The sequence below is a fragment of the Bacteroidetes bacterium endosymbiont of Geopemphigus sp. genome, assembly GCF_002904345.1.
Lineage (GTDB): Bacteria > Bacteroidota > Bacteroidia > Flavobacteriales > Blattabacteriaceae > GSPS2-BC2016.
Genome location: NZ_PEIH01000005.1, coordinates 666,971 through 680,653 on the forward strand (window position 1 = coordinate 666,971; position 13,683 = coordinate 680,653).

The 13,683-nt window shown below is 37.7% G+C and carries 15 protein-coding genes and 1 tRNA gene; 11 read left to right on the forward strand and 5 right to left on the reverse strand.

Going from position 1 to position 13,683, the window contains the following annotated elements:
* The first annotated feature begins 11 nt into the window (after positions 1-11).
* From CS842_RS04520 to CS842_RS04530, 3 genes are all read left to right on the forward strand, one after another.
* On the forward strand, positions 12-305 hold the full coding sequence (locus CS842_RS04520) for an HU family DNA-binding protein (RefSeq protein ID WP_103327675.1): 294 nt from the start codon (positions 12-14) through the stop codon (positions 303-305).
* A gap of 196 nt (positions 306-501) precedes the next feature.
* The gene (locus CS842_RS04525; RefSeq protein ID WP_103327676.1) at positions 502-2,052 is read left to right on the forward strand and encodes an Rne/Rng family ribonuclease; all 1,551 of its coding nucleotides are present in this window, start codon (positions 502-504) and stop codon (positions 2,050-2,052) included.
* 47 nt (positions 2,053-2,099) lie between these two features.
* Positions 2,100-2,181: transfer RNA gene (locus CS842_RS04530), tRNA-Leu, on the forward strand.
* A 362-nt stretch (positions 2,182-2,543) separates the two neighbouring features.
* On the opposite strand, the gene CS842_RS04535 is transcribed toward CS842_RS04530, so the two are convergent.
* Both CS842_RS04535 and CS842_RS06895 read right to left on the reverse strand, forming a co-directional pair.
* Positions 2,544-2,951, reverse strand: a complete 408-nt coding sequence (locus tag CS842_RS04535; RefSeq protein ID WP_103327677.1) for a cation:proton antiporter — start codon at positions 2,949-2,951, stop codon at positions 2,544-2,546.
* Between the two features lie 422 nt (positions 2,952-3,373).
* Positions 3,374-3,610 carry a hypothetical protein gene (locus CS842_RS06895; protein WP_103327678.1) on the reverse strand — a complete coding sequence of 79 codons (237 nt, stop codon included), beginning with the start codon at positions 3,608-3,610 and terminating at the stop codon, positions 3,374-3,376.
* Positions 3,611-4,374: 764 nt separating this feature from the next.
* Between CS842_RS06895 and hisG the strand changes: the two genes are divergently transcribed.
* From hisG to hisIE, 8 genes are read left to right on the forward strand one after another with little or no spacing between them, the layout of a single operon-like run.
* Complete coding sequence (gene hisG / locus CS842_RS04545) at positions 4,375-5,229, forward strand: ATP phosphoribosyltransferase (protein ID WP_103327679.1); 855 nt, start codon at positions 4,375-4,377, stop codon at positions 5,227-5,229.
* Between the two features lie 14 nt (positions 5,230-5,243).
* Positions 5,244-6,527 (forward strand): histidinol dehydrogenase, encoded by a 1,284-nt coding sequence (gene hisD, locus CS842_RS04550; RefSeq protein ID WP_103327680.1) that lies wholly within the window; start codon positions 5,244-5,246, stop codon positions 6,525-6,527.
* Positions 6,524-7,621 (forward strand): histidinol-phosphate transaminase, encoded by a 1,098-nt coding sequence (gene hisC / locus CS842_RS04555; RefSeq protein WP_103327681.1) that lies wholly within the window; start codon positions 6,524-6,526, stop codon positions 7,619-7,621. The genes hisD and hisC overlap by 4 nt, the downstream gene beginning before the upstream one ends.
* Entirely contained in the window at positions 7,618-8,757 is a 1,140-nt protein-coding gene (gene hisB, locus CS842_RS04560) for a bifunctional histidinol-phosphatase/imidazoleglycerol-phosphate dehydratase HisB (RefSeq protein WP_103327682.1), read from the forward strand. The genes hisC and hisB overlap by 4 nt, the downstream gene beginning before the upstream one ends.
* Positions 8,754-9,347, forward strand: coding sequence for an imidazole glycerol phosphate synthase subunit HisH (gene hisH / locus CS842_RS04565; RefSeq protein ID WP_103327683.1), 594 nt, complete (start codon positions 8,754-8,756; stop codon positions 9,345-9,347). The genes hisB and hisH overlap by 4 nt, the downstream gene beginning before the upstream one ends.
* 11 nt (positions 9,348-9,358) lie before the next feature.
* The gene (hisA, locus tag CS842_RS04570; protein WP_103327684.1) at positions 9,359-10,084 is read left to right on the forward strand and encodes a 1-(5-phosphoribosyl)-5-[(5-phosphoribosylamino)methylideneamino]imidazole-4-carboxamide isomerase; all 726 of its coding nucleotides are present in this window, start codon (positions 9,359-9,361) and stop codon (positions 10,082-10,084) included.
* Complete coding sequence (hisF, locus tag CS842_RS04575) at positions 10,085-10,858, forward strand: imidazole glycerol phosphate synthase subunit HisF (protein WP_103327685.1); 774 nt, start codon at positions 10,085-10,087, stop codon at positions 10,856-10,858.
* Positions 10,855-11,478, forward strand: a complete 624-nt coding sequence (hisIE, locus tag CS842_RS04580; protein ID WP_103327686.1) for a bifunctional phosphoribosyl-AMP cyclohydrolase/phosphoribosyl-ATP diphosphatase HisIE — start codon at positions 10,855-10,857, stop codon at positions 11,476-11,478. The genes hisF and hisIE overlap by 4 nt, the downstream gene beginning before the upstream one ends.
* A gap of 22 nt (positions 11,479-11,500) precedes the next feature.
* Here hisIE and CS842_RS06570 read toward each other — a convergent pair whose 3' ends face one another.
* The 3 genes from CS842_RS06570 to rsmA form a co-directional block, all read right to left on the reverse strand.
* Positions 11,501-11,746, reverse strand: coding sequence for a hypothetical protein (locus tag CS842_RS06570; protein ID WP_146037455.1), 246 nt, complete (start codon positions 11,744-11,746; stop codon positions 11,501-11,503).
* Positions 11,747-11,932: 186 nt separating this feature from the next.
* Positions 11,933-12,814, reverse strand: coding sequence for a bifunctional 5,10-methylenetetrahydrofolate dehydrogenase/5,10-methenyltetrahydrofolate cyclohydrolase (locus tag CS842_RS04585; RefSeq protein ID WP_103327687.1), 882 nt, complete (start codon positions 12,812-12,814; stop codon positions 11,933-11,935).
* 70 nt (positions 12,815-12,884) lie between these two features.
* The gene (gene rsmA / locus CS842_RS04590; protein ID WP_103327688.1) at positions 12,885-13,634 is read right to left on the reverse strand and encodes a 16S rRNA (adenine(1518)-N(6)/adenine(1519)-N(6))-dimethyltransferase RsmA; all 750 of its coding nucleotides are present in this window, start codon (positions 13,632-13,634) and stop codon (positions 12,885-12,887) included.
* Positions 13,635-13,683 lie beyond the last annotated feature (49 nt).

Consider the following 13,683-nt stretch of genomic DNA (forward strand, 5'->3'; position numbering starts at 1 on the left):
ATTGACCAGATATGACAAAAGCAGATATAATTGACGTAGTTTCAGAAAAAGTTGGTCTTGGGAAACATGAAGTAAAAATCGTCATAGAAACTTTTATCGAAGAAACTAAAAATTGCCTTAATTCGGGAGAGAATTTTTATTACAGAGGTTTCGGTTCATTCATCGTTAAAGAACGTGCTGAGAAAACCGCACGTAACATCTCAAAAGGAGTGGCTATTACTATCCCAGCTTATAACACCCCTGTTTTCAAGCCTGCTAAAGAGCTGAAAGAGTTCGTAAAAAATAACGTACCTGTCAAAAAATAAACTATTATAACCGATAAATTCCTATCCATGCCTAACGGAAAGAAAAGAAAAAAGCACAAAATTGCCACACATAAAAGAAAGAAAAGAAGTAGGCAAAACAGGCATAAAAAGAAATAAACCGACCGTTGTTAATAAAAAACCAGTTTCCTCACTTGGGTACTGGTTTTTTTTCTTAATTCACGGGCTAAAAAAAACAATGAGTAAAGAATTAGTTGTACAAACAAATGATAAAGAGGTAGTTGTTACCATTCTTGAAAACGGAAAATTATTAGAAATACATCGTCAGAGCAATGATCAGAATTTTCTGGTAGGAGACATTTACCTTGGAAGGATAAAAAAAATAGCAGAAGGTCTCAACGCAGCTTTTGTAAATATTGGATGTACAAAAGATGCCTTTCTTCATTACCACGATCTAGGCCCTCAGCTTAAGTCGTTTTTAAAGTTCTTATCACTTAACAAAAGTGCACAACAATCATATGATAATCAAGATTATACACCGGAAGAACAAATCAATAAAGATGGCTACATAGGAGAGGTACTACAGAGTGGGCAAAAAATATTGATTCAGATTACTAAAGAATCTATCTCAAACAAGGGACCCAGACTGACTTCAGAGATTTCATTAGCAGGACGATATCTTATTCTGATAGCTTTCGCCGATAAGATTTCTGTTTCGCAGAAAATAAAAGACCGTAAAGAAAGAGAGCGTCTTATTTCTCTTATGCAGAGAATAAAACCTAAAGGCTTCGGTATAATCATTCGAACTGTAGCGAGCAATAAAAAAACTGAAGCGCTTGAAGCTGATTTACTTTATTTAATCAATAAGTGGAAAAATACGCTCAAGAATCTAAGAAAAAAGAATCCGCCAGCCAGGGTAATGCGTGAAATGGACAAAGCTTCGTTGATTTTGAGAGATCTTTTTAACGATGACTTCACTTCCATTATTTGTGATGATGAAGATCTTTGTGATGAAATGACCGATTATCTCTCCACCATAGCTCCCGATAAGATTGATATTGTAAAACATTATCGTGATAAAGATCTGCCTATTTTCGAGAAATTTGGCATTGAACGACAGATGAAAGTTTTACTTGGAAAAAATGTTCCGTTAGCTAAAGGTGCTTATCTGGTAATAGAGCATACTGAGGCTTTACATGTAATCGATGTGAACAGCGGGATGGGGGCACATATCAAAAACAAACAGGAAAACGTGGCATTAGACGTCAACATTCTAGCAGCTAGTGAAATTGCCAGGCAATTGCGTTTAAGGGATATGGGTGGGATTATCGTAATAGACTTTATCGATATGTCTGAGGCCGAGCACCGAAAAAAACTCTACGAGCATCTCAAAGAGGAAATGAAAAATGAACGGGCTAAATATAAAATTTTACCGCCGAGCAAATTTGGATTGATACAATTGACCCGACAAAGAGTGCGACCGGAGTTAAACATAGAGACTTCCGAGGAGAATCCTAATAAAAACGATGAGGTAGAGGCTCCAACAGCACATATTTATCGCTTAGAATTCATTCTCGAGAATTTTATAAAGGAAAAGCATAAAAGTATTATCTTGTATACACATCCATTCATAGCTGCCTATCTCAAGCAAGGCTGGCCCTCGAGACGACAAAAATGGTTTTTAAAACACAAAAAATGGATCAAAATTATTCCCAGAGACTCGTTTAAATATCTTGAATATCAAATAGTTGATAGAGATAATAAGATACTATCCGCTTATAAAAATTAATCATCTCTTACAGATAGAAAAAACTTTCTATATTTACAGCGATTTCAGCGGGTGTGGTGGAATTGGTAGACACGCCAGACTTAGGATCTGGTGCCGTAAGGTGTGGGGGTTCGAGTCCCTTCACCCGCACTTGGTATGAAATTTTTACAGAGGTAAAAAGAACAAAAAAAAATTAGAAGTTAAGGTGAAATTTTTACTCATCAAGACCTAGTCGTATTTCTTTTTTGCGAATTACCTCATCATTAAAATCTTTTTTAAGTAACTGAAGTTCTTATCGCTGAACAGAAATCAGCTCAATATATCTCTTGGTACAATTTTATCTCCTTCTTACGATTTTCTGAAGAATTGAGTTGATTATCTATGTAAAATGATTCATTTTTCAGGTGATTCTTCAAATTCTTAATCAATGGATTACGTGTTATTTCTAAAGAATATTTCTCATGCAAATAAAGGAGATAAAAAGTATAAGATCTCGCTGCTGAAATTTCGCTTCAGCGCTTAATACAAAAGGAACAGATAAAGCGGTATCTAAAGACACTTACCCTACACATACCAGCCCAACCAACGATATATAAGCCCGCGCCAGCCGACAAATTCGGTTCTGTGGAACGTATTTTATCACTCAGCCTTCGCGTGAGAAGGATAATAGAGAAAACATAAAGAATACGAATGAAGATGATCACCAGGCTGATAAGTAGCCCGTAACCTAAGCTTGAATTATGGAATGGCTCTTTAACTCTTTTATAATGAAAGGCCAGCTCCAAACCTATGAGTATAAAAATCAAACCATTTAAAAGAAAAATCAAAGTATCCCAAACGCCTAAAACTTGTATACATGTGCTGTGATCGAAAAATTCGTTAATGTGGTAAGAAATAAACCTCCACTTACTGGCCGCCATAGCTCCTGAATAGTAAGTAATTGCTCGGAAGCAAGATACATAGCGTAAGGGGTTACTAATGTAAAAGCTGTATTAATACCCGGCCTGGTAGGCAAACATCGATGAACGATATAGAAGATAACCCAAAACTACCCTAAGAAATATTCCCATAAAAGTCACCATGAAAAATCTACCACTGCTTTATGAAAAATAAAAGTTCCTGATAAGCTCGCTATCAAGGCAAATTGAAAAACAATCAAGCTTGAGGCATCATTTACAAGACTCTCCTCCTTGAGGTATAGCATTGATTCGCTTTGGTATTCTTAAATTTTTAAGACATAAGCAGCTCTACTACAGCATCTGGAAGAGAAACAATAGCACCTAATAAAAACTCCAACGCCACAGTAAAACTGGTATGAGAAGGTATGAAATATAAGCAACGATCAATGATGTAAAAAAACCAAACCAGAAGCAAGAAAAAGTATTGGGCGGCTTCCATTTTCAAAAATCTTTCCATAAAAAAAACCCAGGTAGCCTCGTAAAGCAAAGGAAGAAGAAAAATAAGGAAAATCCATATCGGAACTGATCTCAATAAGAGGAATACCTGGAATAAGACTTACAATTAGTCCACTAAGAACAAAAAATATCGGATAAGAGATACGAAGCTTTTCGCCAAGCATTACCAGCAAAAAGACGGCTACGAAAAGCCTTATTAAAATCAGAAGATTTCATGAAACATAGAATTCTTTTTAAATTTTCATCTTCAGTATCATATAAATTTATAAGAATCAGTAGCTTTTTGTCAATATACACTTTGTAAGAGATTTAATATTTGGGGTAACATTCTACACCCGAATAAGTTAAAATTTATAATAAAAGCCATTTTACATTTTCTATATTTTTGTTCTATGAACTAGTTATATTGATATATACAATAACTCACACTAGATACTGTTTTTTTTAAATAATTAACACTAAAAGTTACACTAATATAAGTCAAATGCTAAAAATATATTCTTATTTCCTTTAAAGAAAGTCGCTTGAAAGCGAAGGTCATTTTAGTATTTAGTCATCAAAAAAAAGGACACTTCTGTAGAAGAAAATATTTTGAAAGAGATTTATAAGAGCAAATGAAAAGACTATCATCTAGAAAAAAACACCTTAAAAAAGACTCGGGAGAATATTTCCTGAGGCTGTAAACTTAGGAATTAAATAGCGACTTTAAAAAAGCATTGATTTTTTTGGTCTATAAAACAAGTCTTCCGAGTACGGAAATATTTTATACATTTGTTCTTAAAAAATGACGAAACAAAGCTACATCTACCAACACACATGATCATTTCACCAAAATCATCGGTAAGCACTTGTAATGTAGTTTTTTGTTAACTGAATATTTTAGAGAAGTTTGCGCAAAAAGGCAAGCTTTTATTGTTTTTAATAACTTATGGAGCATCTCAGAATAGCCTTACAAAAATCCGGTCGTCTGCACGAGGATTCGATTAGACTTCTTAAAGATTGCGGAATCGATATGAATTTAAGCCAACGACTTAAGAGTAGCGCCTTAAATTTTCCTTTGGAAATATTTTTTCTACGTGATGACGATATTCCTCAATATCTAGAAGAGAATATTATCGATCTGGGTATTGTTGGAGAAAACTTGATCCTAGAAAAAGAGAGAAAACTCAAGATCAAAGAAAAACTCGGTTTTGGACGTTGTAGATTATCTATCGCCGTACCAAAAAACTCTGATTATCAAACTATTGAAGATCTTTCCGAGAAATGCATCGCTACGAGCTATCCTAACATCCTGAAAAAATTTTTAGATAAACAGCAAATTCAAGCAGATATCCACACTATCAGCGGAGCTGTGGAAATTGCACCGGGTATCGGTTTATCTGATGCGATTTGTGATTTGGTAAGCAGTGGTGGAACGCTCTTTATAAACGGTCTTCGTGAAATAGAAACAATTCTAAAATCTGAAGCTCTATTGGTGGCCTCTCAAAATATAAAATTTCCAAGAAAATCCCTGGCAGAGCGGCTGTACTTTCGCATTCAAGCTGTTAAGAGAGCCAGAAATAATAAATATGTGATGCTAAATGTATCTAATAAATATTTAGAAAATATCTTGAATTTCCTTTCCGGTGAAAAAAGTCCCACTGTGTTGCCGCTAGCTGATCCGAATTGGACGGCAGTACATGCTGTGATTGAAGAAAAAAACCTCTGGAATAGCATAGAAAGACTTAAAGCATATGGTGCGCAAGATTTATTAGTTTTACCGATTAAAAAAATGATTCCGTAAACATATGATGCTCCATGGAAATTCCGTTTTATCTGCATCCTGCTAAGGAAAAATGGCTTGAACTCATCAAAAGACCCAATCAAACAACTATAGAGCTTGCCAAAAAAGTGCAGCCTATACTTAAAGATGTAAAAACTTACGGCAATAAGGCGCTAAGAAAGTATACTGAGCAATGGGATAGAATATACTTAAAAGATTTTCAAATCAGCAAAGAAGAAATCGACGAAGCTCAAAAAAAGACACCAGAAACGCTCAAAAAAGCGCTCTTCGAGGCATCCGAGAATATCAAGTGCTTTCATCAGAGTCAAATCTACAAAGAATCAGTTGTAGAAACTATGGATGGCGTGCGATGTTGGAGAAAAAGCCTACCGATTGAAAAAGTAGGTTTATATATTCCCGGAGGGTCTGCGCCTCTTTTTTCTACCGTACTCATGTTAGGAATTCCTGCGCAATTGGCAGGCTGTCAAGACATCGTGCTATGCAGTCCACCAGATGAACAAGGAAAACTCTCCCCGGTTATTTTATATGCCGCTGAGATGTTAGGGATTAAAAAAATATACAAAGTAGGAGGTGCGCAAGCTATTGCTGCGATGGCTTATGGAACTGAAAGTATTCCGTCTGTATATAAGATTTTTGGCCCGGGAAATACCTATGTAACTAAAGCTAAAGAGCTTATCGCACAAGAAGGTGTAGCTATAGATATGCCTGCCGGCCCTTCGGAACTAGCCATACTAGCCGATGCCACTGCTACGCCTGCTTACGTTGCTGCTGATCTGCTCTCGCAAGCTGAACATGGAAAAGACAGCCAGGTATTACTGATAAGTGATCAAAAGAAGTGGTCTGAGCAAGTAGTCGATCATCTAAAAGAACAAATAGCAGCACTTCCAAGAAAATCCATAGCTTCAGAAGCGCTAAAGAATAGCTGTGTCCTCATTGTGAAAGATTTAGAAGAAGGTATGGAGTTGATCAATACATATGCTCCGGAACATTTGATTATCAATTGTAAAAATTCTCAAGAATGGACTGATAAAGTCAAAAATGCAGGTTCAGTTTTTTTGGGAAATTTTTCACCTGAAAGTGCCGGAGATTATGCTTCAGGCACCAATCACACTCTACCTACCAGCGGCCATGCCAGGGCATATAGCGGTTTATCGGTAGAGAGTTTTGTTAAAAAAATCACCTTCCAGGAACTCTCAAAAAAAGGATTGCAAAACCTTTCAGAAACGATAGAAATCATGGCTCAGGCCGAAAGATTAATAGCTCATCAACAGTCCGTAACACGACGTTTAAAATCATGAAATCTTTAGAATCGAAGAGAAAAAAAAAATCTATCAGGAATTTTAATATTGAAAGACTTGTGCGTAAAAATATTCGCGCACTAAAATCTTATAGTTCCGCAAGAGAAGAATTCACAGCAGTAGGCTCCATCCACCTCGATGCCAACGAAAATTCCTATGGAGGGCCTCTAGAATACAACTATCATCGTTATCCAGATCCTCTTCAGAAAGAGCTCAAAAAAAAAATAAGTACCCTTAAAGAGCTTTCTTTAAAACAAATATTTTTGGGAAATGGCAGTGACGAGGTAATCGACTTACTCTACCGAGTTTTTTGCAGACCCGGAAAAGACCATGTTATTATATGTCCTCCCACCTATGGAATGTATGAAGTTTGTGCAAAAATAAACGATGTAGAGGTGAAGCGTATACCACTTCAAGAGAATTTTCAATTAGATATTTCTTCTATATTAGCAGGCATTGATAATTACAGTCGTTTAATTTTTATATGCTCGCCCAATAATCCCACAGGAAATGATTTTACCAGAGAAAACGTTAATGAGATTTTAGAGCATTTTCCCGGGATTATGATCATCGATGAAGCCTACGGCGATTTTTCTAAGCAACCTTCTTTTATTGATATGCTGGGTGACCACCCGAATCTTGTCGTAGTACAAACCCTTTCTAAAGCGTGGGGATTGGCTGCTTTGCGAGTGGGTATGGCCTTTGCAGGTGAAACCATCATCCAATGGATAAACAAGATAAAACCACCTTATAATATCAGCGGCTCTACGCAAGAATTAACGCTGAGAGGTCTTGAGGCAAAATATTCGGTAGATCAAAAAATCCGAGCCCTGCAAAAAGAAAGAAATTTTTTAACCTGTTCGTTTTTAAAATTTCCTGATATAATCGAAAAAACATACCCTAGTTCAGCCAATTTTTTGCTTGTCAAAACCAAAGCTCCGAAAAAGATTTACAGTTATTTAATTCAAAAAGGCATTGTCCTGAGAGACCGTTCGGCAGAGGAACTTTGTGAGGGATGTTTACGGATTACTGTAGGTACCCATAAAGAAAATCAATTACTCATAGAAGCTCTTGAAAATTATCAGAAATCATGAAAAAAAAGCTTTTGTTCATCGATAGAGATGGCACTTTAGTTAAGGAAATTCCTCCGAAATATCAGATTGATTCACTCGATAAAGTTATCTTCTACCCTGGGGCGATCTCTTATATGGCACGTATTGCTTCTGAGCTGGATTACGAATTGGTAATGGTGACTAATCAAGATGGTTTGGGAACAGAAAGCTTTCCCGAGGAGCGCTTTACAGTAGCGCATGAATATATTATTCAAACTTTTAAGAGAGAAGGCGTTCATTTTTCAGCCGTTCACATAGACCGCAGCTTTGCCAAAGAGAATATTCCTACGCGTAAACCAGACATAGGAATGCTTTCGGCTTATTTTTCACCGGCTTATGATCTGACTAATTCCTTTGTCATCGGCGATAGAATTACCGATGTGCTTTTAGCTAAAAATATAGGATGCAAAGCTATATGGCTAAACCAGGGAAATAACCTTGGACAACACGAGGCTACAAGAACGGCAGAGGAACTCGCGATTTTCATTGCTTTAGAGACCATTCACTGGAAGAAAATTTATGAATATCTCAAATTTAGTCTTCGCTACTGCCAACATAGACGACATACTCGGGAAACAGATATACAAATCGAGCTTCAACTCGACGGCACAGGAATATATGATATCCATACAGGATTATTTTTTTTTGATCATATGCTTGAGCAGATCAGCCGTCATGGAGGACTAGATCTCCATATCAAAGCACAAGGGGATTTATCTGTTGATGAACACCACACCATTGAAGATACAGGCATTGCGCTTGGTGAAGCTTTTACAAAAGCACTGGGAGACAAACGAGGCATAGCACGCTATGGCTTCCTTTTGCCCATGGATGACGCTTTGGCTCAATTAGCATTAGATTTAGGAGGAAGAAGTCAGTTGGTATGGAACGTTGATTTTCATCGCGAGATGATAGGAGATGTGCCGACAGAAATGTTTTCGCATTTTTTCAAGTCTTTTGCAGATGCAGCCGAGTGTAATCTCAACATACGGGCCGAGGGCACAAATGAACATCACAAAATAGAGTCTATATTTAAGGCTTTCGCTCGCAGCCTTAAAATGGCCGCGTGCCGTGATCCTTATAACGATCAATTGCCCTCTACTAAAGGAAAACTATGAAGACCGTTATTGTAAAATATCCTGCAGGGAACGTACAGTCGATAGTATTTGCTCTAGAGCGTATTGGATTACAGTCGATTATCAGCGATAAAAAAGAAGCTATTCAAGGTGCTGATAAGGTAATTATTCCAGGGGTAGGCGAAGCAAGATCAGCCATGGAATATTTTCGTAAAACAGGACTTGATCAACTGATTCCAAATTTAAAACAACCTGTTTTAGGCATCTGCCTGGGTATGCAGCTTCTTTGCCTTCACTCGGAAGAAAACAACACCCCTTGTCTGGGAATTTTTGATCTACCAGTAAAAAAATTTGTCCCCTCTGATGATTCCATGCTTAAAGTTCCACATATGGGATGGAACAAACTTTTCAATACTCAGGGAGTACTTTTTAAAGAGATAGAAAAAGACACTTATCAATATTTCGTACACAGCTATTATGTACCATTAAGCTTACATACCACTGCTTTGTCGGAGTATTTTTTGCCTTACAGCGCAGCTTTGCAGAAAGATAATTTTTATGCCTTGCAGTTTCATCCTGAAAAATCAGGAAAGCAAGGGCAAAGAATTATCCATAGCTTCCTCAAATTATGAAACTTTAGAACATGCAAATCATACCAGCTATAGATCTTATCGACGGAAAATGCGTACGTCTTATTCAGGGAGACTATACCCAAAAGAAAATATATAGTCATCACCCGCTGGAAGTAGCATTGCGCTTTGAAGAGGCCGGTATTTCACGATTGCACCTGGTGGATCTTGATGGAGCTAAAAATGGCAAGCTTATTCATTGGAATATCTTAGAGCAATTGACTACCCATACGCGATTGCTCATCGACTTTGGAGGAGGCATTCAGAGCGATCAAGACCTAAAAGCTGTCTTTGAAAGCGGAGCCTACATGGCTACTATAGGCAGTATCGCTGTAAAAAAACCAGAGCTGTTTAAAAACTGGATCGGGCGCTATGGTAGTGAAAAAATCCTCCTGGGCGCTGATGTAAAAGATGAGAAAATTCTGATACACGGCTGGAAACAAGTTACTGAGATTTCGATGTGGGAATTTATTAAAAAAAAAATAGCTGAAGGTGTGGAGCAACTTTTTTGTACTGATATCGCCAAAGATGGCCTCTTATCAGGCCCTTCTGTAAATCTCTACCGAAAAATCATTCAGAGATTTCCCAATCTAAAATTAATCGCCAGCGGTGGCATAAATCAACTAAAAGATTTGAAAGAATTGCAAGCTCTAGGTTGTAAAGGAGCAATTATCGGAAAAGCGCTATACGAGAATAAAATTCAGCTCTCGGAGCTGAAAAATTTTACAAATCCCATATAAATGCTTACCAAGCGTATTATTCCCTGCCTGGACATCAAAGGTAGAAGGACCGTTAAAGGTATCCGTTTTAAACATCTTCAAGATGCCGGAGATCCAGTAGAGCTGGCTGCGCGATACGCCCAAGAAGGTGCAGATGAACTTGTTTTTCTCGATATCAGCGCTACAGAGGAAAGACGAAAAACATTAGCGCCATTAGTTAAAGAAATCGCACGAGAACTTTATATTCCCTTCACTATCGGAGGAGGTGTAGGATCGATAAGGGATGTAGAAATTTTGCTGAGTGCAGGAGCAGATAAAATATCTCTCAACACTTGCGCTTTCCAGAGACCTCAATTGCTCGATGAGCTCGTCCAGCGCTTTGGAAGTCAATGCGTAGTTTTGGCTATAGATATACAATATGAAGAGGAAGAATGGTGGGTTTACCTCAATGGTGGTCGCCTGAAAACTACAAGAAAGGCAATGGATTGGGCTCGAGAGGCTATCGATCGCGGTATTGGAGAGATTCTCTTAACTTCCATGGACCAAGATGGTACCAAGAAAGGATTTGCCTTAGATATTACCTGTGAGTTCTCTGAAAAACTTTCCGTACCTATCATCGCTTCCGGAGGAGCGGGAAAAGTAGAAGATTTTTATAATGTTTTTCAAAAAGGTAAGGCTGATGCAGCTCTAGCCGCCAGCGTTTTCCATTATAGAGAAATTGAAATTCCGACCTTAAAAAAATACCTAAGTCAACAAGGTATTACCGTTCGCCCTACTAAAACTTGTATAAAATGATATTACCTTCTATAGAATCCATTGATTTTCAAAAATTCCCTGAGGAGCTTATCCCGGCGATTATTCAGGACAAACACACCTCAAAAGTTCTTATGCTAGGCTACATGGACAAAGCCGCTTATCAAGAAACGTTGCGAAAACTTCGCGTAACTTTTTATAGCCGATCTAAAAAAAGACTCTGGACCAAGGGCGAGAAAAGCGGAGATTATTTGATGGTTCGTGAAATCCGAATCGATTGTGATAAAGATGCTTTATTGATTAAAGCCCAGCCACTAGGCCCTACTTGTCATACCGGAGCTGATAGCTGCTGGAGTGAAGAAAATGAAGAAACTTATGGGTTTCTAAGTCAACTTGAAGAAGTTATATCTCATCGAAGAAAGCAAAAATCTGAACGCTCTTATATCAGCAAACTCTTTGAAAAAGGAATAAATAAGATCGCGCAAAAATTCGGAGAAGAAGCTGTGGAGCTCATCATAGAATCGAAAGATGAAAGTAAAAAACTTTTCTTAAACGAAGCGGCGGATCTATTGTTTCATTACCTGATTTTACTACAAGCCAAGAATTATATCCTTAAAGAAGTAGTGGAAGTTCTCAAAGAGCGGAATAAGTCTCATCAATAGTAAAAATCAAGTATTCCCTCTGTCAGTTGATTTCCATCAATTTATGAGTCTGTGAAGACATCCACCAACGCGAATATCGCTTGATATATTCAATAATCTTCGGAATCATCTCCTTCGAGCGACTCCATTTGGGTTGCAATAAAAGGAAATAATCATCACTTATACGAGCGTCGTGATCTTCAGCAAAGAAGAAATCGTTCCGGTTGTGAATAACGATCTTCAACTCATGGACTTTTAAATAAATATGTTGAATTGGAAGTTTTTTCACTTAGATAGAAAGGTAAATCCAATCAAAAAAATCACTTAAAGGATAGGTTACCGGATGAAGATAATAACCTTTAGCCTTCCTTCCGGCATAGATTCCCTCACCCTGAAGAGAATAAAAATCTCCATAACAGATAATTTACCTATGGTAGTTTTTCCGGGATTTTTAGCTGCTTGTTAAAAATTGTACTCAAAACTTCCTTCTCTTTACAGCCCACAGAGTATTTTTCAGAAGCATCGCGCGTGTCAAAGGACCTACTCCTCCCGGCACCGGAGTAAGATAAGAAGCCTTACCGTAAACACTTTCAAAATCAACATCTCCTGCCAAACGATAACCTCTAGATGAAGAGTTATCCTTCACGCGAGTAACTCCTACGTCAATCACTACGGCATTCTTTCGAATCATATCGGCTTTCAAAAATCCCGGAACGCCCAAAGCGGTGATAACGATATCGGCCTGACGTGTAAATTTTATCACATCAGGGGTAAAACTATGGGCAAGCGTAACGGTACTGTTTCCGGGCAAGGCTTTGCGAGCCATAAGAATGCTCATAGGTTTTCCCACAATGGCGCTTCGTCCGATGATAACCGTATGTTTACCTTGTGTATCAATCAAATATCGCTTAAGCAAGCTAAGGATTCCGGAAGGAGTGGCGGGAAGAAAAGTTTCTATATCAAGCGCCATCTTTCCTACATTCATCGGATGAAAACCATCCACATCCTTATCCGGATGAATAGCTAGTATTACTTCTTGCGCATCGATATGAGGGGGTAAGGGTAGTTGCACGATAAAACCATCTACCGAAGTATAACGATTAAGTCTATGAATCAATTCCAGGAGTTCCTCCTGGGAAGCGTTGTGAGGTAATTGTTCTAGCGAAGAACGAAAGCCTACGTTTTGACAGTCTTTTACCTTATTACGAACATAAGCTTGACTGGCCGGATCTTCACCCACTAAAACCGCTGCCAAATGTGGAGCATCATAGCCTGCTTTCTTGAGTTGATTCACTTCAGTCGTTATTTCCTTACGAAACTCATAGGCTAAGGCATTCCCATCGAGAAGCTGTGTCATATAAAAGAAAGTTTTTACAGTGGTAAAGGTACAGAGAGTTTATTTCTTTAAAAAAGACTTATTTAAAAAATTATATTTTTTGGCTCAGTTCAATAAATTCTCCTACCGAAAGTTGCTCCGCTCTCTGATCAAGAACAGGAATTTTGTAAAATGAATCCGACAATTTCAAAGGTTTAAGCGCATTACGGAGAGTTTTTCGTCTTTGATTGAAAGCACTCTTAACAAGCTTAAAAAAAAAGCCTTCCTCTAGTTTTGGCATATGAGATTTCCTGCGAAGACGAATCACAGCAGATTTTACTTTTGGTGGCGGTGAAAAAACCTGCTCATTAACTGTAAAAAGATAATCAACTTCATAAAAAGTCTGTACTAAAACCGAAAGAATACCATAAATTTTATTGCCACATTTAGCCGCTATACGCTCAGCCACTTCCTTTTGGAACATACCTACGCACTCAGGAATAGAATTCCGATATTCTAAAACGCGAAAGAGGATTTGTGAGGAAATATTATAGGGAAAATTACCAATTAGGGCAAAAGAAGAAAACAAAGGTTCCCATTTTAAAAAATCCGCTTGCACTATATACTCTTTTAAAGAGGGAAATTCTTCCCGAAGGTAATTTACAGATTCTCTATCGAGTTCTACCAAAAAAAAATTTGAGGTATTCTTAAGAAGATAGCGCGTAAGAACACCCGTACCTGGTCCTACTTCCACTACAAAAGAATAATTCCGAAAAGAAAGGCTTTTGAAAATTTTTTCGGCAATATTATGATCGGTAAGAAAATGCTGACCCAAATGCTTTTTAGGACGAATTTTTAACATACTTATTCAACAGAACAAATATAGACAGAGAAGAAAGTAAAAGAATGAA